The organism is Nocardia kruczakiae NBRC 101016 (assembly GCF_001612965.1).
Taxonomy (GTDB): domain Bacteria; phylum Actinomycetota; class Actinomycetes; order Mycobacteriales; family Mycobacteriaceae; genus Nocardia; species Nocardia kruczakiae.
The window spans coordinates 86,406-106,327 of the sequence record NZ_BDBL01000001.1; the positions used below are offsets into that span (position 1 = coordinate 86,406).

Annotated in this window: 21 protein-coding genes; 8 read left to right on the forward strand and 13 right to left on the reverse strand. The window is 67.0% G+C overall.

Annotated features, from left to right (window positions below):
- Positions 1 to 64 precede the first annotated feature (64 nt).
- From NK1_RS00130 to NK1_RS00140, 3 genes are all read left to right on the forward strand, one after another.
- Complete coding sequence (locus NK1_RS00130; protein ID WP_245660299.1) at positions 65 to 658, forward strand: Uma2 family endonuclease; 594 nt, start codon at positions 65 to 67, stop codon at positions 656 to 658.
- A 109-nt stretch (positions 659 to 767) separates the two neighbouring features.
- Positions 768 to 1,535, forward strand: a complete 768-nt coding sequence (locus NK1_RS00135; protein WP_063006611.1) for an ABC transporter ATP-binding protein — start codon at positions 768 to 770, stop codon at positions 1,533 to 1,535.
- Entirely contained in the window at positions 1,520 to 3,097 is a 1,578-nt protein-coding gene (locus NK1_RS00140) for a hypothetical protein (RefSeq protein WP_063006612.1), read from the forward strand. The genes NK1_RS00135 and NK1_RS00140 overlap by 16 nt, the downstream gene beginning before the upstream one ends.
- A 71-nt stretch (positions 3,098 to 3,168) precedes the next feature.
- Here NK1_RS00140 and NK1_RS33355 read toward each other — a convergent pair whose 3' ends face one another.
- From NK1_RS33355 to NK1_RS00155, 4 genes are all read right to left on the reverse strand, one after another.
- Positions 3,169 to 3,735, reverse strand: a complete 567-nt coding sequence (locus NK1_RS33355; RefSeq protein WP_167354203.1) for a DUF3558 family protein — start codon at positions 3,733 to 3,735, stop codon at positions 3,169 to 3,171.
- Between the two features lie 9 nt (positions 3,736 to 3,744).
- On the reverse strand, positions 3,745 to 6,141 hold the full coding sequence (locus tag NK1_RS00145) for a TPR repeat domain-containing protein (RefSeq protein ID WP_063006613.1): 2,397 nt from the start codon (positions 6,139 to 6,141) through the stop codon (positions 3,745 to 3,747).
- Entirely contained in the window at positions 6,141 to 6,578 is a 438-nt protein-coding gene (locus tag NK1_RS00150) for a hypothetical protein (protein ID WP_157104012.1), read from the reverse strand. The genes NK1_RS00145 and NK1_RS00150 overlap by 1 nt, the downstream gene beginning before the upstream one ends.
- A gap of 250 nt (positions 6,579 to 6,828) precedes the next feature.
- On the reverse strand, positions 6,829 to 7,944 hold the full coding sequence (locus NK1_RS00155) for a GDSL-type esterase/lipase family protein (protein ID WP_063006615.1): 1,116 nt from the start codon (positions 7,942 to 7,944) through the stop codon (positions 6,829 to 6,831).
- 104 nt (positions 7,945 to 8,048) lie between these two features.
- Here NK1_RS00155 and NK1_RS00160 point away from each other — a divergent pair, with 104 nt between their 5' ends.
- Both NK1_RS00160 and NK1_RS00165 read left to right on the forward strand, forming a co-directional pair.
- A complete protein-coding gene (locus NK1_RS00160) occupies positions 8,049 to 8,531 on the forward strand; it encodes a MarR family winged helix-turn-helix transcriptional regulator (protein WP_036505548.1) in 483 nt (160 codons plus the stop codon).
- A gap of 139 nt (positions 8,532 to 8,670) precedes the next feature.
- Positions 8,671 to 10,416: an MFS transporter gene (locus NK1_RS00165; protein ID WP_063006616.1), complete on the forward strand. Its 1,746-nt coding sequence runs from the start codon at positions 8,671 to 8,673 to the stop codon at positions 10,414 to 10,416.
- A 37-nt stretch (positions 10,417 to 10,453) separates the two neighbouring features.
- On the opposite strand, the gene NK1_RS00170 is transcribed toward NK1_RS00165, so the two are convergent.
- The 7 genes from NK1_RS00170 to NK1_RS00200 all read right to left on the reverse strand — a co-directional run bounded on the left by NK1_RS00170 (position 10,454) and on the right by NK1_RS00200 (position 15,168).
- On the reverse strand, positions 10,454 to 10,852 hold the full coding sequence (locus NK1_RS00170; RefSeq protein WP_036505547.1) for an NUDIX hydrolase: 399 nt from the start codon (positions 10,850 to 10,852) through the stop codon (positions 10,454 to 10,456).
- A gap of 5 nt (positions 10,853 to 10,857) precedes the next feature.
- Positions 10,858 to 11,448, reverse strand: a complete 591-nt coding sequence (locus NK1_RS00175; RefSeq protein ID WP_245660283.1) for a hypothetical protein — start codon at positions 11,446 to 11,448, stop codon at positions 10,858 to 10,860.
- Positions 11,449 to 11,480: 32 nt separating this feature from the next.
- Complete coding sequence (locus tag NK1_RS00180; protein WP_063006617.1) at positions 11,481 to 12,281, reverse strand: family 1 encapsulin nanocompartment shell protein; 801 nt, start codon at positions 12,279 to 12,281, stop codon at positions 11,481 to 11,483.
- Positions 12,278 to 13,330 carry a Dyp-type peroxidase gene (locus NK1_RS00185; protein ID WP_063006618.1) on the reverse strand — a complete coding sequence of 351 codons (1,053 nt, stop codon included), beginning with the start codon at positions 13,328 to 13,330 and terminating at the stop codon, positions 12,278 to 12,280. Before NK1_RS00185 ends, NK1_RS00180 begins: the two co-directional genes overlap by 4 nt.
- A 64-nt stretch (positions 13,331 to 13,394) precedes the next feature.
- Positions 13,395 to 13,721 carry a cupin domain-containing protein gene (locus tag NK1_RS00190; RefSeq protein ID WP_030517171.1) on the reverse strand — a complete coding sequence of 109 codons (327 nt, stop codon included), beginning with the start codon at positions 13,719 to 13,721 and terminating at the stop codon, positions 13,395 to 13,397.
- Positions 13,722 to 13,852: 131 nt separating this feature from the next.
- A complete protein-coding gene (locus NK1_RS00195; protein ID WP_063006619.1) occupies positions 13,853 to 14,359 on the reverse strand; it encodes a dihydrofolate reductase in 507 nt (168 codons plus the stop codon).
- A complete protein-coding gene (locus tag NK1_RS00200) occupies positions 14,356 to 15,168 on the reverse strand; it encodes a thymidylate synthase (RefSeq protein WP_063006620.1) in 813 nt (270 codons plus the stop codon). The genes NK1_RS00195 and NK1_RS00200 overlap by 4 nt, the downstream gene beginning before the upstream one ends.
- Before the next feature lie 71 nt (positions 15,169 to 15,239).
- On the opposite strand from NK1_RS00200, the gene cobF reads away from it, so the two are divergent.
- The 3 genes from cobF to NK1_RS00215 all read left to right on the forward strand — a co-directional run bounded on the left by cobF (position 15,240) and on the right by NK1_RS00215 (position 18,009).
- A complete protein-coding gene (gene cobF / locus NK1_RS00205) occupies positions 15,240 to 15,992 on the forward strand; it encodes a precorrin-6A synthase (deacetylating) (RefSeq protein WP_063006782.1) in 753 nt (250 codons plus the stop codon).
- A gap of 131 nt (positions 15,993 to 16,123) precedes the next feature.
- Positions 16,124 to 17,080 (forward strand): hypothetical protein, encoded by a 957-nt coding sequence (locus NK1_RS00210; RefSeq protein ID WP_157104013.1) that lies wholly within the window; start codon positions 16,124 to 16,126, stop codon positions 17,078 to 17,080.
- A gap of 62 nt (positions 17,081 to 17,142) precedes the next feature.
- A complete protein-coding gene (locus NK1_RS00215; protein ID WP_063006622.1) occupies positions 17,143 to 18,009 on the forward strand; it encodes an Fpg/Nei family DNA glycosylase in 867 nt (288 codons plus the stop codon).
- Position 18,010: 1 nt separating this feature from the next.
- Here NK1_RS00215 and NK1_RS00220 read toward each other — a convergent pair whose 3' ends face one another.
- Both NK1_RS00220 and NK1_RS00225 read right to left on the reverse strand, forming a co-directional pair.
- The gene (locus tag NK1_RS00220; RefSeq protein ID WP_063006623.1) at positions 18,011 to 19,531 is read right to left on the reverse strand and encodes a carboxylesterase/lipase family protein; all 1,521 of its coding nucleotides are present in this window, start codon (positions 19,529 to 19,531) and stop codon (positions 18,011 to 18,013) included.
- A gap of 16 nt (positions 19,532 to 19,547) precedes the next feature.
- Positions 19,548 to 19,793, reverse strand: a complete 246-nt coding sequence (locus NK1_RS00225) for a DUF2630 family protein (protein ID WP_063006624.1) — start codon at positions 19,791 to 19,793, stop codon at positions 19,548 to 19,550.
- Positions 19,794 to 19,922: the final 129 nt, after the last annotated feature.

The window sequence follows — 19,922 nt, forward strand, 5'->3', positions numbered from 1 at the left end:
ACTCGCCAAGCGTAGGAAGAAACGTTCGCCCAGATCAGAGGGAGTGGAGGTGGTTTCCGTGGCGATGCCGACACCTGATGCGTCCTCGATGCTGCAGCCGATGGCGGACCGTTGGACCTCCGCCGATCTGGCGCATCTGCCCGATAACGGAATCCGCTACGAGGTGCTGAATGGCCAGCTCATCGTGAACGCAGCGCCCAAACCGCGGCATCAGGAATTGCTGACGTGGCTGCTGATTGCGCTCACCTCGGCGATGCCGCAGGATCACTGGGTCCTGCCCGGGGTCGGAGTCCTCATCGGCGATGACGAGCCGATTCCCGACCTTGTCGCGGGCCGAGGGGCCGTCGACAAGGATGAGCGCGGCGTTCACGCCGAGCAGGTCGACTTGGCGGTGGAGATCGTGTCAGCCTCTACGACATTGCAGGACAGGATGGTCAAGCCGATCGTCTACGCGCAAGCGGGCATTCCGAACTACTGGCGCATCGAGATCAATTCCGTCAAGGGGCGCCTGCCCGGTGAAGACCTTCCGGTCTTGTTCGCCTACGCCTTGAACGAGGATAACGAATACGAACTCGTTCAACGTGCGGCTGCCGGCGCGGAGGTCACCTTACATGCGCCCTTCGAATTCACGGTCGACCCCAAAACCCTACTTCGATAGCAGGTTCCACCGCGGTTACCGCCATATACGGTCGTCGCGATTCGCAACGATGTCCTCGCGGGGGCGATATCTGTCAGGGAGCGGGTGCGTCACCCGTGGAGGAGGGGATATGCAAGCCGATGTCACGCCCGCGCTGCGATTGAGCGGGCTGTACAAGCGATTCGGTGGGCCGTGGGTGGTCGACGGGGTGAGTGTGGTGGTGCCGCCCGGGTCGTTCTTCGGGCTGGTGGGGCCCAACGGCGCCGGTAAGACCACCACGTTGTCGATGGCGGTCGGGTTGCTGCGGCCGGATGCGGGGCAGGCGCAGATCTTCGGCGCCGATGTCTGGGCGGATCCGGTGCGGGCCAAGACGATCGTCGGGGTACTGCCGGACGGTCTGGCCGTGCCGGAGCGGCTCACCGGACGCGAATTACTCACCTACACCGGACTTTTGCGCGGGCTTCCGCCGGGGACGGTGGCCGATCGCGCGCAGGAATTGCTCTCGGTGCTGGAGCTGATCGAGGCGGAAAACACTCTGGTCGTGGACTATTCGGCCGGGATGCGCAAGAAGATCGGGCTCGCCACCGCGCTGTTGCACGGGCCCAAGCTGCTGGTGCTCGATGAACCGTTCGAGGCGGTGGATCCGGTGTCGGCCAGTACTATTCGCACGATTCTGCAGCGGTTCGTCTCCGCCGGAGGATCGGTGGTGTTGTCCAGTCACGTGATGGCGCTGGTGGAGAATCTGTGCGATCACCTCGCCGTCATCGACAAGGGGAGGGTGGTCGCCGCCGGCTCGGTCGCCGAGGTGCGAGGCGAGGGCAGTCTGGAGGAGGCGTTCGTCCGTCTGGTCGGCGGTCGCATCGGGGGAGACGAGGGGCTGTCGTGGTTGGCGTCCTGATCCGGATGCGCTGGCGGCTGACCGTCCGCGCGATGAGCCACGGACGCGCGGCGGTCGGCTTCTGGATCGGTCTGGTCTTCGGGATACTCGCCGCTGTCGCCACCGCGGTGGTGATGGCATCGGCCGGCCACGCCTGGGATACCCGCGCGGCGATCAACGTGGCCGCGACGCTGTATGCGGTGTGGACGCTCGGCTGGCTGGCCGGCCCGATCATCACCGGCAGCAGCGACGAAACGCTGCAGCCCGAACATTTCCGGCTGCTGCCGCTGAGCTATCGCCAACTCTCGATCGGCCTCGCGGCGGTGGCGTTCACCGGTCCGGCCGGTGCGGTGAATCTGATCGCCTTCGCCGGGCTCGTCGCGCTCGCGGCCCAATTGGGCGTGGTACCAACCTTGTTCGCTGTCACCGGGATGTGTCTGCAGCTGATCTTCGTGGTGCTGCTCTCCCGCGCGGTACTCGCGTGGATCGGCGCCGCGATGCGTTCGCGGCGCGGCCGCGATCTCGGTGTGGTGCTGGCGGGCCTGACCGGCCTGGCGTACTACCCACTGCAACTGCTGGTGTCCTATCTCGGGCCGCGCCTGGAGCACGTGTCGCCCGGCCTGGGCGTGACATTGCGGGTCCTGCCCTCGGGATGGGCGCCCTACGCGGTGCAGGCAGCCGAGGAAGGTCACTGGTTGTTCGGCGTCGGGGCCTTGGCGGGACTCGCCGCCCTGTCGGCGCTGCTGTGGCAGGCGTGGGCGGTCCTGCTGCGCCGGCGTCTCACCACCGCCGCCGCGCCCGCCGGACCCGTTCGCGCACAGGCGGGTTCGGGACGCCTCGACCGGCTCGTCCGCCCGACACCGGTCGGCGCGGTGGTACTCAAAGAGTTACGCACCTGGTCGCGCGACGGCCGGCGGCGGGCGGCGCTGCTACCGCTGATGCTCATCGGCGTGGTCCTGCCCATCTTTCTCGGACTGCAGAACGGTGGTGCCAGTCTGCCTTTCGCGGGCGTGTTCGTGGTGTGGATGGCCGCGATGGCCAGTGCCAACATGTACGCCTTCGACGGCACCGCCCTCTGGCACACCCTGGTGATTCCGGGCGCCGTGCGCGCCGACGTCCGCGGTCGCATGATCGCCTGGCTGCTGGTGGTCAGCCCCCTGGCGGTGGTTCTCACACTCGTCCTCCCGGGCGTGACCGGCCGCTCGACCATGTACCCCTGGGCCGTCTCGACCCTCCCGGTAGTACTCGGCGTAGGTGTGGCAGCCGCCCTCTACCTCTCGGTCTACGCCGCGTATCCGCTTCCCCAGCAACGAGGTAACCCCTTCGCCGGCAACAGCGGAAACCCCGGCTGCGCCCGCGCTCTGGTCCAGCTGACCGTCGGCTTCGGCCAGCTGGTCGTCAACCTCCCCGTCCTCGCCATCCTCGGCGTAGGCACGTATCTACACAACGCATTCATCCCATGGTGCGCATTCCCGGTGGGCCTCGCCCTGGGCCTCGGCGCCACCCTCCTGGCCGCCCGATTGGTCACCCGGCGAGTGGAATCCAGGGGTCCGGAATTGCTCGCCGAGGTGAAACCCCGGTAAGAATGCTGCCGGTCCAGCCACCGTCCGCACTTGCACTGGCCGGCAACGCTGGCTGCACCCCAAGCCTTCTCTCACGCCCCTGGGGGTATCGCTGGCGCGATCGCATTCGCTACGTCGGTCACGATCAGGCATGTGTCTTTTTTTGAACTCAAACCGGTGAGATACACTCCGCCGGTTTCAAGAGCAACCAGCATCGTGCAATAGCCGTCATCTTGGCCGGCCGTAGCTGCATCCCGCCCGCCGATCTTCAGTGTTGTGAACTTTCGTCCCGGTGCAAAATTGCGAGTGAAGTATTCGATCGTCATGTTTGTCAGTTGAATCGATATGCCGGGACCGAGCTCTGACTCGGCGTCATCTTGTGCCCGGAATCGACACCCCCTGTATTGCTCGCCGTCGCCGCCCAGTCTGGGCGGAATTGGTGTGCCGGACGGATTCAGGTGCTCGGACTCCATGACCGTTGCGGGGATGTCGTTGCACGGATCGAATACCTTGGACAAAGTGGTCGGCAGTATGGTGTTCTGTGCCGAATTGTCGTGAGCGGTTCCGCACGCGGCCATCGTCGGGATTCCGAGAACAATCGCTGCGAGAAGTAACAGCGTACCTATGCGCACCCTGGGGCAGATCGGTGAACTGACCATCGGCATATCCTATTTCTTAGGGCCCGAGTTATCGGGTGCCTGCGCCCCACCCTTGACCAGGTCGTCCAACGAATTATTGTCATGCACCTGGTCTGCGGATACGGTGGCGTTGTATTCCCAATCGTATGTCGCGCGATATTTTTCGCGTGTGGCCTCGTCGAGCGGATGATCGCTATCGACGTTGAACCTGTCGAAACGGTCTCGAAATTCCTGTTGACCGTCCTTCTCGACCTGTAGAACAGATGGATACTGAACGGTGCTGGGCGTGGGATCAGGATTTATATCCTTCATCAAGGCTTTATACGCCGGATCCTCCACGAAGTCCTTTACCGTGTTCACTGCTGTTCCGCCCGGCACAGGAATCGCGTCGACAACCCTCTTGACGTTGTCGCCGATCTCCTGTTTGTCATCGTGCGATTTTTGTGCCTGCTCGTTATGGTCCGCGACCTCATTGTGGTCTTGGTAGATCAGAGCGTTTCGCTGTGCGTCGCCGATGATTCCATCCATGCTGGCCATCTTCTGGATGGCATCCTGTGCGGCCACATCACCACCGGTGCCGCCATGAGTGATCGAGTAGAGCGTGGCGTTGTCGTATGTCTGGCGAGCTAGATCGAGCGTCGTCCGTCCGTCCTGAGTCTGGCTTGCCAGGAACGCCATGCGCTGGGCGTCGCGCACCTCCATGGGAGCGGCCGGCTTCGGCGCATTGGGGTCGGATCCGACCTGGGAGAAGGCATCGATGTTCGATGCATCGACCCGCGCAAGCGCATTCGCGAGCTCGGGATTCTTGTTGAAATCTTCAACGGTCTGCTGGAACAGCTGTTTCCCGTCTTTGTCGGTGATCAATTTGTCACCGTCGCGAGGGGCGAAGACTTCCGGCAGTGCGCTCATGGTCTTGCGGGCCAGGTCTCCTTGGGGTCCTTGCTCGTGGGCGTGATCCGCCGTCCAGCCATACATTTCCGATGCGGTCTTGCCCTGGTCACCCCAGTCATGGCCGAAGACGACGCTGTTGAACTTCTGCGGATCGTAGTTGCCGTGAGCGAGGTATTTGTCGCCTTGGGCGCCGAAGGACAGGTCGTCGGGGATCTTGTTGCCAGTGGTGGCATCCAGGCCGGTCATCAACTGGTAGTCGGCAACATGATTGCGGACGCCGACTCCCAGGTATTGCGAAGCCGCGTTCTTCAGCGCGTCCTTGTCGCCGTCCTGGAATCCGGGGGGCATCACGCCGTTCGTGTTCTTGTCGACGTTGTCCACATAGTTCGCGAGGCTCGCGCCCTGGCGCGCGGCCTCCATGCTGAAGGTGGTGCCGCCCACCATATTCGGATCCGACTTGGACAGCAGGTTCGCGAGCCGGGCCTTGTCCAGCATGGTCTGACGGTTGGCGTTGGGGCTCGGTGTCCCGTCGCTGTTGCGTTCTTCCGCACGGCCGGAAAGCACCTGGCGGATGTCCGGTGGCAGGTTGGTGTAGGCCCCAGCCGAGGTGAGTTTGCCGTCCGGGCCGGTGCCGGTTCCCAGGTGTTCGTTGGTGATCGCCATCATGCCGTCGGCCAACGCGCGCTGCTGAGAGGCCGCGACGGTGCTGGCCGGATGATCCGGGGTGGCAGTGGCCTGCTCCTGCAGATGATCGTTCAGCGCCAGCAGACCGTCCTTGCCGGCCGAATTGAAGAAATGCTTGTAATAGTCCTGTACTTCAGCTGGCAACGTCGGCACGTCTTTGCCCTCGGAGAGAGCTTGAATCTGATCCGGTGTCAGCACGTAGGTAGGCAGATGCGACGCCACCTCATCGAGCTTGGCCTGATCTCCGTTCTTGGCCGCGTCGGCGGCTTCCTTGCCGTCCTCGTCTCCGAGCCGACCACTCTGCGTGCTCGCGTCGTTCACATCGAGATCGGAGCCGAACAGGTCGCCGGCGGCACGGACGAGCTCGGCCGCCTCAGCGATTTTCGTACACGCGGTGGAGACTGCATCGGAGAACGGGTGGAACGCGCCGTTGATTGCGTCCTGATGAGAAGTGATGACGTCCGCGGCAACGCCTTCCTTCTCGCAGACCACCCAGTTGTCCGCCACTCGAAGTCCCGCCTCGCTCGCTTCGGCGACCTTGCCGATCAGCACCGTGCGATGTGAATCAATATCGGACGCAGCGGTTTTGATCGCCGTGGCGAGGTCGTCGACGTAAGCCCAGACCCTTCGGGCCTGATCATGATCCTCACCCACGCGATCGTAGGCCGCGTTGTAGGCCACACCTTGCCAGGAGTTGCCGGCATCGGTGAAGAACTTTTTCGTGTTGTCGATGTTCACCAGGAAGGTGTCGTTATTGGCTGTTGCGATCGCGGCCCCGAGGTCGGCCAGGGCGGTGACGCTCCATTTCTCGACCTGCGACCGCAGTAGCGATGTCGTTCCCGGAGCGACCATCAGTGGCCGCCTGCGTGGTGGACGTCGAATTTGCGCATCTCGGCGGCGAAGCTGTCGTCTGTTTCCAGATACCACCGCGATGTGGTCTCGATCTTGCCCGAGACTTGGGTCAGCTTGCCGGCAACCCGCTGGTAGGCGCCATCGACGAACTGGGCGGCCTGGGTGCATACCCCATCGAGTCCACTGCCCGCGAGTGCGGCGCCGATACCGGCGGCGGCCGCGGCGGCGTCGACTTTCGTGATGTTCATCGCGGCGCCGGCCAGCGTGCCTGCCAATTTGTGCAGCTCGTCGACATCTGCCTTCAGAAGTGCCATCGAGATCCTCCCCACCTGATCGAACGAACGACCCCAGACACTAACCCAGTTGTGCAGAGCGGGCTGATCGGCAACCCGTTCGCGGCGGCGAAGGGCGGCGCGCTCGTGATCGGTCTCGAACACCCCGGTTGCGCCCGCTGCCGGGGCGGGTGCTGGCGGGCGCCGGGGGGTTACCGGTGGAGGTGGACTGCTTTCAGGGCGGTGTTGGATGTGTCCCACTCGTCGGGGCGGAGATCAGTGCCGGGCCGTGGGGGTTTTCGAATCACGGACGCCGACAGTGCCGTTCGTGAGCCGTGCCCTGGCGATACTCGCGCAGGTACCTGTCGAGCTGGCGGCGCGGGAGCGTGGAGCCGGTCCGAGCCTCTGCGGTGCTTCAGCGCAGTCCGGGGATCCGCATCGTCTCCGCCATGATGCGGGCGCCCTCGTCGTTGAGGTGCAGTCCGTCGCCGCTGTCGAGAGCCGGGCGGATGAAATCGGGCCGCTCCGGATCCGCCACGGCGGCCGCCACATCGAAGACGGCGTCGAAAACCGTTGTGGTCCGCAGCCATTCGTTGACTACGATGCGCACCGGCAGCGCGGGATCCACATTCACCTCCGGATAGATCACCCCGGCGAAGGGGCCGATCGTATTGGCATAGACGGGTAATCCGGCGGCGTGTGCCCGCGCGGCGAGTTCGGTGTAGCCGGCGATCAGATCGTCGGCCGCGGCCACGTCACCCAGCCCGAGATCGTTGATACCGAGATTGACCACCACGTGGGTGACGCCCGGCACCGCGAGCACATCGCGGTCGAACCGGGCCAGGGCGTGTTCGCCGACCTCGTCGGTGAGCAACTGGTTGCCGCCGATGCCCTGGTTGACCACCCAGCCGCGGGTCAGCAGCGAATTCAGCGCGTCGACCGAGCGGCGATTCGCGCCGACCGTGGTGCCGGCACCGTCGAACCAGGAGTCACCGAACGCCACCACCACGGGGGTGGCCGCGTCGGCCAGTACGTCGACGCCCGTCACGTAGAAACGCGAGGCAACCTCCTCGACCTCGGACAGGTCCGGATCGGCGGTGCGATCACCGGCCACCACGGCGGAGATCTCCATCGGTTGATGGGAGAAGGTCGCGAGTCCGGTCGGCCCGGGCAGATACAGGCTCAGCAGGAGGTCGTCGCCGCCGTTCACCACGAGATCGACGGCGTCGCTGACTGTTTCGGCACCTGCCGGAATGCGCACCCGGTCCGCTCCGTCGAAACGCAGCACGGTATCGGTCTCGGCGACAGTCGCGAGCCCGGTCTTGCGCAAGGCGATTCGAGCGGCACCGATCTCGAGCGCGTCGCGTCCGTACCGATTGCTCAATCGCACCCGAAGCTGCCGCCCGCCGCCGGCCATGTGCAGCACCTGGCGCACGGTCCGATCGGTGAACCCGCGGGGTTCGGTCAACTGGAACTGCTCGTAGGGGCTGATGATCGCGGAGCGGAATCCGGCGAGCCAGGTGCTGGTCATGACATCTCCATTTAGTTGCTGTGAGGAATATCCTCGCAGCAATAATATGAAAGATATTCCTCATGTCAACTATCCGCACAACAACAGTGCGTTAGGCTGACCGCATGGAGCACACGCACGACGCCGACGTCTTCGACGACCCGCGCCTCTCCGACATCGGGATGCTGTTCGAGGCGACGAGCGGCATCCGCCGCAAACTCGAACCGACCTGGTCGGCGCACGGGCTGTCGGTGCTGGACTTCACGGCGCTCATGCGTCTGAGCCGCTCGCCCGGCCGCCGGCTGCGGATGACCGATCTGGCCGATCAGGCCCAGCTGTCGACCAGCGGTGTCACCCGCCTGGTGGATCGGCTCGAACGCAACGGATTCGCCCGCCGCCAATCCGATCCGAACGATCGCCGCAGCTCCTATGCCGCCCTCACCGCCGCCGGTGCCACGCGCCTGGCGAAGGTGCTGCCGGAATATCTGAAGATCCTCGACACCTGGTTCTACGGTCAGCTCACCCCGGAGCAGTGCGAGGCGCTGATCAGCGGTCTGCGGATCATCCGCGACGCCACCTTCCCCGAGGCGGGCCGGCTCTCCGACTGATCCGGTAGCCGAACGCTCGCGTTCACCGCACGGTCCGGTATCGCCCGGTCCCTATTGCCGAGATTCGCCCGGTTCGGCTCGTAGACTCGACCGATACGAGTTACTTCCCAGCGACATCGGTCGACGACGGGAGCGGCGCATGGCTGATCACGTTCGAACAGACGCTGAGCTCGGTTCGCCACCCACCGGTGCCAGACGGTGGTACGCCCTCGCGGTCCTCGCGCTGGGGCTCGCGATGGTGACGCTGGACGGCACCGTCGTCGGTGTCTCGCTGCCGGCGATCATCGGTGACCTGGGACTCGATTTCACCCAGGCGCAGTGGGTTTTCTGCGTGTACTCGGTGGTGCTCGCGGTCCTGCTGATCACCGTCGGCCGGATCGGCGACCGCTTCGGCCGCCGCGTCCTCTTCGCGCTCGGAGTGCTGATCTTCGTCGGCGGCAGCCTGTTGTCCGCCTCCGCGGATACGGCGAGCCCGCTCATCTGGGGACGGCTCGTGCAGGGCATCGGCGGTGCGGCGGTCGTGGCGGGATCCTTGGGCACGGTAGCCGCGATGTTCCACGGCCGGGCACGTGTGATCGCCTTCACCGCGTGGGTGGTGGCTCCGGCCGCCGCGGCGGTCGTCGGCGCGGCACTCGGCGGCTGGTTCGTCGACTCCTTCACCTGGCCGTGGATCTTCCTGATCAACGTGCCGCTCGCGGTGGTCGTCCTGATCGGGACCGTGCTCGTGCCCGAAACCCGCATCGGCGCCGCGGCCACCGGACCGGACGTGGACGGATGGTTGCTCAGTACCGCCGGGTTCGCGCTGGTGATCTTCGCCCTCATCGAGGGGCAGCGCTACGGCTGGTTGCGGCCGCGGCGCGAGTTCACCGTGTTCGGCGTGACCTGGTCGACCCAATCGGCGAGCTCGCCCATCCCCTTCGTACTCGGCGTGGGGGTGCTGCTGCTGGTGCTGTTCGTCTTCTGGGAACGACATCGGGTGAAGGTGGAACATGCCGCGCTGGTGGACTTCTCGCAGCTGCGCGATCCCCGGCACTGGGGTGACGGCGCCGCCCTGCTGATCGCGGCGGCACAGTTCGGACTGCTCTTCGTGCTGCCGCTGTACCTGGTGAACTGTCTCGGATTGTCCACGCTGCGAACGGGTTCGATCCTCGTGGTGCTGACCGGATGCGCGCTCATCTCGGCCGTACTGACCGCCGGACCACTGCGAGCGGTGCCTCCGCTGTGGCTGGTGCGGATCGGCCTGGCGATCGCGTTGCTCGCGATGGCGGTGACCGCGCTGGCATTGACCTCGACGATTTCGGCGTGGGTGCCGACCGTGCTACTGGCCTGCTACGGAATCGGTCTCGGGCTGGCCGCCGCCCCGCTGACGGCGAGTATGCGAACCGGCGCGGGCGCCATGGCATCGGATCCGGGTTCGATCACGGCGGCCACGGCCCGGCCCGCCGGTGCCGCGCTGGGTGTGGCGGTTCTCGGCAGTACCCTCTCGATCGGTCTCGGCCACTTCCTGCCCGACCGGTTGAGCTACGTCCCGGGTCTGGCCACCCGCGCCGCCGGGGCCGTGGGCGCGGCCACCCGCGATTCGGCGGGCGGCGCGATCGTCGGGCTGCGTGCCCAGCACGCACCGGCCCCGGTCACCGACGCGCTGGCCAACGGATTCGCCGACGCGACTCGCGTGGCCCTGCTCGGTGTCGCGGTCGTGCTGCTCCTGGCGTTCGTGGTGGCCACGCGCATCCCGTCCGACACCGAACAGTTCGACGCCGAGCGGACCGGTGCCGAACCGCCCGGTGCGGTGGCCCGCGATCAAGACCTCGAGCGGCCGGACGAGACGCCTCCGGACATCGGTGGCGACGGCGCCGCGCCGGTCGAACGCGGCGAGGCGACGTAAACCTCTCGCGGTCACCGCACGGGATCACCCGTCGCCGTCACCAGTCGATCAGGTCGAGTTCGTGCAGGCGCCGGAAGACCAGCATCGAGCCGGGCGCGACATGCGGCATGGCCGCGTACTCGCCGACCGTGAAGTAGCGCAGTTCGGCGATCTCGCTCGTCGGCGTCGGTTCGCCGGTGAGATCCGCGGTGAAACAGGTCATGTGCAGCGCGGTGCCCGGCGTGTGCCCGTACGCCTCACATTCGAAGACACCGAGCTCGTCGTGGGCCGTCACGTCGACACCCAGTTCCTCCCGCACCTCGCGATACAACGCCTGCACCGCCGATTCGCCGGGGTCGATCTTCCCGCCCGCCATGTAGAACACCTCTTTGCCGGTCGACCGTGTCTGCAGCAGACGACGATTCCGGATGTGGGCGAGCGCGGCGGTGCGAATCATGGAGCTCACTGCGCGGCCGGTGCGAGCTTCCAGTGTTCGTGCAGGGCCGAGGCGATCTCGGGCAACAAGGTGACCGGTATCCGCTGCTCGCGCAGGATCCGGCGAATCTCGGCGACCTGTTCGCGCTTGCGGTGTTCGTAGGCGTTGGACACCGGATGCCGCACCGGCGGAATGCTGAGCAGGACCAGCTCGTCGTGCGGTTCGTCGCCGCCGGTCAGATCCAGCGCGAGCGACCAGCGGGCCCGCTCGTCGAGGGCGAACCGGCCCGCCACCACCCGATCCCACTCCAGCCGCGATTCGGCCCACGGGGTGCGCCGATAGATCGCGCGGTCGGTGAGCACGACGACATCGCGACCGAACAGCGCCACCAGTAACGCGATACCCGCCACCGCCCCGGCCAGCAGTCCGGTGAAGATCCGGTTCACGCCGAACAGGACCACCACGGCACCGCAGATCACCAGGACCGACAGCACGGCGAGCGCACTGTAGGTGAGGGTGCGGCGGCCGGTGACGACACCGGCCCGCACCGCACGCATCGGCCCGCGGGACCGGCGGGAGACATCGGGTCCGGAAACGGGCGGGACGTCGTCGCTCATGGTGACACCTCGAAAGATCGTTCGCGCCGTGCTCAGCCGCGCAGCGGGACCGCGGCCTCGGCGGTGTAGACCAGGAAGGTCAGGCTTTCCTGGAAGTACAGCTGCACGGTCTCCGCGTCGTGGGACAGGTAGCCGATCGACAGATCCTGCCCCAGTTGCAGATCGAAGTCGCCGCCGCGGGTGGTCAGCACGAAGGCGCCGTCGATGGCGGGCGCCCAGATGATCTCGCCCTCGGGGATCAGCCGCTCGATATGCGTGCGGATCGGGTGGCCGTGGTCGGAGGTCTCGCTCACGGCGGTATACAGATCGGCGCTCAGCAGCACCGAATACGGCCCGTCGACACCGGACAGCCGCAACTTGCTCAGTGCCTGGGCGATCGCCTCGGGGATGAGGCGCGGATCGCTCGGCGCGGTGACGGGAGTGTTCGACACGGCCGCCCGGATGCCGGTGATCCCGGCGGCGGGGTAGCCCTCGAAGACGGCGCGGTCCTCGGCGAACGCGATCTTGCGGGCGGCATCCTTCACCGGATCCAGATCGGCGTCCTCGGCGCCGCGCTCGACGTTGTCGAGCTCCTCGCGCGAGAGCGTGAACGGCACCCGCAGCTCGACCAGCGGCGCCACCAGGCGCTGGCGGGCCTGCACGCCCTGATCCGGCGCGTCGATGACGGTGGTGCGTCCCAATCCGACCGCGGAGTAGTCGGTGCCGTGCGGACCGGACAGGTCCACCACCCGGCGACCGGCGATGTGACGCCGGAAGGTACGCGTCGCCTCCTCCTCGATGGCCGACCACGCCTCGGAGGTGATCGGCGCGAGTTCACGGTGCAGATTGTTCATTGCGGAATCCTTTTCAACGTGCCGATACCGAGAGAGCCGTCGCCGGAAGGCGCGGCCGCGGACAGCTCGGCGATACCGGCTGCCCCGAGTTCCAGGTCCTGTTCCGCATCCGCCTCCTGCTCGGGGGCGTCGGGAAGGTCGTCGAAGAAATCGTTGGCCGGGGTGAAGAACAGCGTGCCGGTGATCGCGGTGGAGAAATCGAGAATCCGGTCGTACGGTGCTTCGTCGGTGCCGAGGAACATGCGCACCAGCATTCGCTCGGTGACATCCGGGGTGGCCGCGTAAGCGATGTAGTACGTGCCGAATTCGCCCTCGCGGACACTGCCGAACGGCATGTTGGCGCGCAGGATCTGGCGTTCGGTGCCGTCCGGATCGATCAGGGTGTTGACCGCCACATGGGAATCCGCCGGCTTGTCCTCGTCGGACAGTTCCAGATCCTCGAGTTTGGTACGGCCGATGACGAGCTGCTGCTCCTCGACGGTCAGCGAACTCCACGCCTCCAGATCGTGCAGATACTTCTGCACGACGACATAACTTCCGCCGGCGAAGTCGGGATCCTCGTCACCGATCAGCGCCGCGGCGACCGCGGCGGGTCCCTCGGGATTCTCGGTGCCGTCGACGAAGCCGAGCAGATCGCGCTGTTCGAAATAGCGGAATCCGACCGTCTCGTCGATGATCGTGGCCGCACCCTTCAACCGGGAACCGATCAGCATCGCCAATTCGAAACAGGCGTCCGGCAATTCGCCCTTGATGTGAAACAGCAGATCGCCCGGCGTGGCCGGGGCCTGATGCTTCGGCCCGGCGTAGCCCGGAAATTCGTGCAGTTCAGCGGGTTTCGGACCGGCGAACAGCCGATCCCAGGCGGCGGAACCGATACTCGTCACGCAGGACAGCCGCGTCTGCGGCACCCGGAATCCGATCGAGCGCCGCAGTCCCGCCAGATCGGCGAGCAGATCGCGCACCACCGGCTCACCGCCCTCGTCGATGGTCGCGACGAGGAAGATCGCGGCGCGCGAGAGCGGATCGAGGATCGGCTGCGGCTCACCCATGATCAACAGGGTACGGTGCCCGCCCGACAGCGCGTGCGGACGGCCCGGCCCGGCGAGACCGGCCTCACTTCGCGACGGTCAGCAGGAATACCGCGTCGTCGATCGCTTTCACACTGTGCCGGGCCGACGGAATGACCAGCAGATCGCCGGGCGATCCCTTCCACTCGTTGGTGCCGCAGATCAGAATCAGGGTTCCGGTCAGAACCTGCAGGGTGGCTTCACCGTGAGTTTCGTGCTCGGCCAGGCTCTGGCCGGCTGTCAGCGCGATCAGGGTCTGGCGCAGGCTGTGGGTGTGGCCGCCGTAGAGGGTTTGCGAACTGCGTCCACTCGTGGCGGACGCGGCCAGCTTCAGCTGCTGGCGAGCCGCCGCCGTCAGCGATTTCTTGTCCATGATCTGCCTCTCGCGGTTCAGCCGGGATCGGGCTGTGGTCACAGGCTGGATATCGCTGAGTATGCCGGACCCACCTCGCCCGGTCGGGCGTTTCGCCGATGCGATTCGGGTTCGAGACCTGCCGGGCCCGTTCAGCCGACGGTCGCCGGGGCGGTGTCGCGGGCGAAGTGCCGGATCCGGTAACGCAGGCCCGACCGCGACTGCGACCAGGGCGCGTCCTCCACCTGCCACTCGCCCTCGATCGCGGGTGCGTAGGCGTCGCCGGGGATATCGGTGTCGACTTCGGTGACCATCAGATCGGTCGCGTAATCCATTGCCTGCCGGTAGATTTCGCCGCCGCCGATGATCCACACGGTCTCCGCGGCGGCCAGTGCGATGGCGCCGGCCACCGAATCGGCGCGTTCGGCGCCCGGCGCCGACCACTGCGATTGCCGCGTGATGACGATATTGCGCCGGCCGGGCAGCGGCCGGAAGCGCGCGGGCAGCGAATCCCAGGTGCGCCGGCCCATCAGCACCGGATGATCGGCGGTGACCGTTTTGAAATGCGCCACATCCTCGGGCACTCGCCACGGGATGGCGTTGTCGGCGCCGATCACGCCGGCGGGGGTCTGCGCCCAGATCAACCCGATGCGGCTCATACCGCCACCGGCGCCTTGATCGCCGGATGATGGCGGTAGTCGAGCACCTCCACATCCTCGAAGGTGTAGTCGAACAGGCTCGGCGCGGGCCGCAGATGCAACCGGGGGAACGGATATGGTTCGCGGCTCAGCTGTTCGCGGACCTGGGCCAGATGGTTGTCGTAGATGTGGCAGTCGCCGCCGGTCCAGATGAAATCGCCGGGCTCCAATTCGGTCTGCTGGGCGACCATATGGGTGAGCAGGGCGTAACTCGCGATATTGAACGGCACCCCGAGGAAGAGGTCGGCACTGCGCTGATAGAGCTGACAGGACAGTTTTCCGTCCGCCACGTGGAATTGGAAGAACGCGTGGCAGGGGGCCAGCGCCATCTTGTGCAGCTCCGCCACATTCCAGGCCGAGACGATGATCCGGCGGGAATCCGGGTCGGTGCGCAGGGTTTGCAGGACCTGCGCTATCTGGTCGATATGGGTGCCGTCCGGCGTGGGCCAGCTACGCCACTGGACCCCGTAGACCGGGCCCAGTTCACCGTGCGCGTCGGCCCATTCGTCCCAGATCGTGACGCCGTGCTCGTGGAGCCAGCGGACATTGGAATCGCCGCGCAGGAACCACAGCAATTCGTAGACGATCGACTTCAGATGCACCTTTTTGGTGGTGATCAGCGGGAATCCGGCGGAGAGGTCGTAGCGCAGCTGATGTCCGAAAATCGAACGCGTACCCGTCCCGGTGCGGTCGGATTTCGGCGTACCGCGCTCGAGTACCAGCCGCAGCAGATCCTCGTACTGAGTGTCGTTTCCGGGCGCGCCGTCCATATCCGCAAGCCTAGCCTTCGGGCGACCACCGCCCTCATCGCCCGGTGGTCCGCTGGCTAGCCTGGGGCACCGTGCGCATGCTCTATGTGATCGGAATCGGCGCCGGTGATCCCCGGCAGGTGACCGTGCAGGCCGTCGAGGCGATTCGGCAGGTCGACACGTTCTTCGTCATCGGCAAGGGCGAGACCAAGCGGGAACTGACCGAGGTCCGCGCCGCGATCCTCGCCGGACACGCCGATCCGGAGCATCGCGTGGTGTCCATCGCCGATCCGCCGCGCGAACGCACGGTCTCCGGCGCCGCCGATTACCGCGAGGTGGTCGAGGACTGGCATCGCCGCCGCGCCGAACTGCTCGCCGAGGCATTCGATGCCACCGAGGGGGTCGGCGGCATCCTGGTCTGGGGTGATCCCTCGCTCTACGACAGCACCCTGCGGATGGTGCAGCGAGTGCTGGACGCGGGAACGAGATTCGAGTACGCGGTGATCCCGGGCGTCACCAGCGCCCAGGCCCTGGCGGCGGCGCATCGCATCGTGTTGCACGAGATCGGCGAACCGGTGCACATCACCACCGGTCGCCGCCTGCGCACCGAGGGCGTGGCGGTCGACGGGTCGACGCTGGTGATGCTCGACGGCGAGTGCTCGTTCACGCAGGTGCCCGGCGACGATCTGCACATCTGGTGGGGCGCCTACCTCGGGATGCCGGACGAGACGTTGATCGAGGGTCCGCTGCGCGCGGTCGAGGATCGAATCATCCGGCGCCGCAACGAACTTCGGGACGCCAAAGGATGGGTGATGGACATATATCTCTTGCGCAGAGTCGATTAGCGGGTGTTCGTGCCGCGGATATGTCCGAAATAGCCCCAAAATTGCTGTGGAATAAATCGATACGAATGTGATCCAGACCACCGGCCGGTTCGAATCACTGTCATTCGATCGAAATCCGACTGGAGGTTTTCATGGCAGGGCAGCATTCGGCGGCATCGGGACAGTGGTGCCGGCGCGTTGGTTCCTCACTCGTCATCGGGGCGTTGCCACTGACAGTGGCGCTGTGGCAGACGGGTGTGGCGGGGGCGGCCGCGCCGACCACCGATTCGGGTGTGGCGCCGGCCGCCGGGATGCTGCCGGACACCGGGACCGTCGCCGCCGGCGTCTCGAACGCGGCGGATGCCGTGGCCCGCGTGGTCACGCAGGCCAACCCGTGGCAGTTCCAGCCGAGTGCCGCGACCGACCCGGCCGTACCGCCCTTCGCCGCCCCGGTCGCAGATGCCGAACCGAATGCCTCCGCCGAAGCGCCGGCCGCCGCGCCCGCCCCGGGCACCGTGTCGACGACCCGCAACGCCGCTGACAGCACTCGGGCGGTCCCCGATCTCACCGCGCCGGCCATGGTGAATCCGGGCGCACTGCATATGCCCGACCTCGCCCATCCGGCGCCGCCGGTGGCGCCGATCAAGGCGCCCGAGGGCACCATCCGGATCGGTTCGGTCGTCACGCCCCGGCCCGATTTCATCGATCCGCAGCTGACCGCGCAGATCAACGATTCGGCCGCGCAGACCGAGGCGGGTTTGGCGCAGACGCTGGACTCGGCCGGATTCGAGCCGTCGCGCTCCGACCGCATCGCCGCGGACACCCTCGGCGGGGCGGTGATCGGGTCCAGCGTGGGCAATATCGTCAGCAGCCCGATCGCGAGCACCAGCGCGGTCGTCGGCGCGGTCGCCGGTTTCATCGCCGGGATCCCGTTCCTGCCCGCAGGTCTGGTCGTCATGCCGGTCGTCGGCGCCGCCATCGGTTACGCGGTGATCGCGGCGCCGGCCGCTGCCGCGGGTGCCGCGATCGGGGCCGGAGTAGGCGCGATCGAGGGTGCGGTCGCCCCCGGTGTGGCCACACCGCCGCAGGCGGCTCCCACGCAGATGTGATCCGGGCCGTGGCCGTCGCGCGAATGCGGCCGGTTGTCGGTGGACGCCGGTAGGCTGCGGGAATGCCCGAGTTGCCGGAGATCATGGCGCTCGAACAGTTTCTGGTCGAGCATGCCGTCGGCGCGGTTGTCGGGCGGGTCGACGTCGCGGCGCTGAGTGTGCTCAAGACGTTCGATCCGCCGGTGACCGCGCTGTCCGGGCGTGATGTCACCGGCGCCGGGCATTGGGGAAAGCATCTGGGCCTCGACTGCGACGGGCTGTGGCTGATCACGCATCTGTCGCGCGGCGGCTGGCTGCGCTGGATCGACGAACCCGGTGCCGCGCCGCCGAAACCGGGGAAAGGCCCACTGGCGCTGCGGGTCCACTTCTTCACCCCCGAGGGCGCGACGCCCGCCTTCGACCTCACCGAGGCCGGGACCAAGAAGCGGCTCGCCGTCTGGATCACCGCGGACCCGCAGTCGGTGCCCGGAATCGCCCGCCTCGGCCCCGACGCGCTCGAGATCTCCGAGGACCACTTCGCCGAACTCCTCGCCGGCACCTCGCAGCGATTGAAGACCGTATTGGCCGATCAGACCGTGCTGGCCGGCATCGGCAACGCCTACTCCGACGAGATTCTGCACGCCGCCCGGCTCTCGCCCTTCGCCACCGCGTCCACCCTCGGCGCCGACAAGGTCGCCGAGCTGTACCGGGCGATGCGCGGCATCCTCACCGACGCGATCACTCGCTCCGTCGGCCAGGACGCGGCGCGGCTCAAGGGGGAGAAGCGGTCGGGCATGCAGGTGCACGCGCGGACCGGACTGCCGTGCCCGGTCTGCGGTGACACCGTGCGCGAGGTCGCCTACGCCGACAAATCGTTCCAGTACTGTCCGACCTGCCAGACCGGCGGCAAGATCCTCGCCGATCGGCGTATGTCCCGGCTGCTCAAGTAGTTCAGACCAGCGCCGGAACCCGGACTCCGTGCCACGCGAGCCGTTTCGCGCGATCCGGATCGACCTCCACCCGCGCCGGGCTGTCGATGATGCGGGTGCTGCGGCGCTGCTCGGTGTACTGCGGCCAGGACGGCAGCGGCTCGCCCTTGCGGGCGAACGACAGCCAGTTGTCCTGGAATTCGCGCTGCACCGCGAGGAAGTCCCGATAGCCGCCCGCCGCGGTCAGGCCACGTCCGATGGGGCTGTCCACCCCGCCGAACACCGGAATCAGATCGAGGGCGTGGGTGGCGCCGAAGCCGGCCAACTGGACCGCGCGCGGCGCGTAGTCGAGCCGATAGGCGTAGGTCGGGGCGTGGCGGCTGTGGCCCTCGAGCACCTCCACGGTGGGACGCCAGAAGACGAAGTCACCGCCCATGCGCACGGCGGCCCGCCGTGACGGATAGCCGGGATAGGCTGCCACGACCCGCTTTTCGAGGTCGGCGTCGCCGCATCGCGACAGCGCCACGTGCAGTTGTCCGGGGGTGGTGGGCAGGCTGCGGTCCCAGCGTTTGAACAGGGTCGCCTCGTCGCGGTTGGTGCCGATGATCAGGGGGACGGCGTGGGCGCGCCCGGCGGCGATGGCATCGATCGGATCCATCGGCAGGAACTCGCCGTCGACGACCGGGGCGGCGGGGAAGCTGCCCGGCTGCCGCCACAGCACATCGCCGATCGCGCGGTCGGCGGCCTTGCGGATGTCGTTGGCACCGGCGCTGCTCAGCGCCTCGGCCGCCTCGTGCGACGTGGCAGCCGGATTGTCGACGCCCAGATTTTCGACGCAGCGCCGGGCGAAGATCCGCGCCTCCTCGGCGGTCAGCGACCAGTCCGCCGGCGCGCTCTGCGCGATGCCCCGATGGAACAGCCCGGCCGCGGCCGGGGTGGCGAGGAGGCTGACCACCGCGTGCGCGCCGGCCGATTCGCCGAAGATGGTCACATTGTTCGGATCACCGCCGAAGGCCGCGATATTGCGCTGCACCCACTGCAGGGCCGCCACCTGGTCGCGCAGACCCAGATTGGATTCGAACGGCCGTGTCGCCGTGGAGAATTCACTGAAGTCGACGTAGCCGAAGGCGCCCAGCCGATAGTTGAACGACACGACGATCACATCGCCGCGCAATGCCAGGCGGGCGCCGGAATACAGCCGCAGCGCCGAGGTGCCCAGCACATAACCGCCACCGTGGATGAACACCATGACCGGCCGGGGGGCGGTGGCCGGTTCCAGGGGCGCGGTGACGTTCAGGGTCAGGCAGTCCTCGCTCGTCGGCTGCGGGCCGCGCGGGCCGATGCGGGCGCCGTCGCGTTGCTGCATCGCGGCGAATCCGTATTCGGTGGCCATGCGCACCCCGGACCAGCTCTCGACGGGCTGCGGCGCGCGGAAACGAAGATCGCCGACGGGCGGTGCGGCGAAGGGAATCGAACGCCACTGCGCGATGCGACGCCGCCGGAGACCGCGAACAACGCCGTCGGCGGTCGTGATGTCAACCATTACCCGATGGTAACCGTTACTGCAGATACCCTTCGACCTGCTTCACGGGGTTGGCCTGGGCTTCGTCGGGGTTGCCGCCCTGCTCGATGCGGGCCCGCCGCTGCCGCAGCAGATCCCAGCACTGATCGAGCATCACCTCGAGATCGGCCAGCTTGGCCCGCTCGGTCTCGTGATCGAGTTCCCCGCTGGTGGCCTTGGACCGCAGCTGATGCTCCTGCTTCACCAGGTCCTGGATATGGGCAAGGATGTCCTGTTCGGTCATGAGGCCATGGTACGGCGCGCGTCGGCGGGCAGGACTGTGGCGGCGAGCGCCGACGGGGTCGGGCCCCGGATCGTCGACTTCATGCATTCCCCACGTGACCAGGGCGCTCGGCACCGTGGGCTCGGGGCC

What these genes read in the sequence shown, in the direction of transcription:
- NK1_RS00160 (WP_036505548.1), top strand. Translation starts at nt 8,049, where the DNA reads ATGGAGCACACGCACGACGCCGACGTCTTCGACGACCCGCGCCTCTCC.
- NK1_RS00165 (WP_063006616.1), top strand. Translation starts at nt 8,671, where the DNA reads ATGGCTGATCACGTTCGAACAGACGCTGAGCTCGGTTCGCCACCCACC.
- NK1_RS00180 (WP_063006617.1), bottom strand. Translation starts at nt 12,281, where the DNA reads ATGAACAATCTGCACCGTGAACTCGCGCCGATCACCTCCGAGGCGTGG.
- NK1_RS00210 (WP_157104013.1), top strand. Translation starts at nt 16,124, where the DNA reads ATGGCAGGGCAGCATTCGGCGGCATCGGGACAGTGGTGCCGGCGCGTT.
- NK1_RS00135 (WP_063006611.1), top strand. Translation starts at nt 768, where the DNA reads ATGCAAGCCGATGTCACGCCCGCGCTGCGATTGAGCGGGCTGTACAAG.
- NK1_RS00195 (WP_063006619.1), bottom strand. Translation starts at nt 14,359, where the DNA reads ATGAGCCGCATCGGGTTGATCTGGGCGCAGACCCCCGCCGGCGTGATC.
- NK1_RS00220 (WP_063006623.1), bottom strand. Translation starts at nt 19,531, where the DNA reads ATGGTTGACATCACGACCGCCGACGGCGTTGTTCGCGGTCTCCGGCGG.
- NK1_RS00175 (WP_245660283.1), bottom strand. Translation starts at nt 11,448, where the DNA reads ATGAGCGACGACGTCCCGCCCGTTTCCGGACCCGATGTCTCCCGCCGG.
- NK1_RS00155 (WP_063006615.1), bottom strand. Translation starts at nt 7,944, where the DNA reads ATGACCAGCACCTGGCTCGCCGGATTCCGCTCCGCGATCATCAGCCCC.
- NK1_RS00200 (WP_063006620.1), bottom strand. Translation starts at nt 15,168, where the DNA reads ATGGACGGCGCGCCCGGAAACGACACTCAGTACGAGGATCTGCTGCGG.
- NK1_RS00185 (WP_063006618.1), bottom strand. Translation starts at nt 13,330, where the DNA reads ATGGGTGAGCCGCAGCCGATCCTCGATCCGCTCTCGCGCGCCGCGATC.
- NK1_RS00170 (WP_036505547.1), bottom strand. Translation starts at nt 10,852, where the DNA reads ATGATTCGCACCGCCGCGCTCGCCCACATCCGGAATCGTCGTCTGCTG.
- NK1_RS00190 (WP_030517171.1), bottom strand. Translation starts at nt 13,721, where the DNA reads ATGGACAAGAAATCGCTGACGGCGGCGGCTCGCCAGCAGCTGAAGCTG.
- NK1_RS00215 (WP_063006622.1), top strand. Translation starts at nt 17,143, where the DNA reads ATGCCCGAGTTGCCGGAGATCATGGCGCTCGAACAGTTTCTGGTCGAG.
- NK1_RS00225 (WP_063006624.1), bottom strand. Translation starts at nt 19,793, where the DNA reads ATGACCGAACAGGACATCCTTGCCCATATCCAGGACCTGGTGAAGCAG.
- NK1_RS33355 (WP_167354203.1), bottom strand. Translation starts at nt 3,735, where the DNA reads ATGGTCAGTTCACCGATCTGCCCCAGGGTGCGCATAGGTACGCTGTTA.
- NK1_RS00145 (WP_063006613.1), bottom strand. Translation starts at nt 6,141, where the DNA reads ATGGTCGCTCCGGGAACGACATCGCTACTGCGGTCGCAGGTCGAGAAA.
- NK1_RS00130 (WP_245660299.1), top strand. Translation starts at nt 65, where the DNA reads ATGCCGACACCTGATGCGTCCTCGATGCTGCAGCCGATGGCGGACCGT.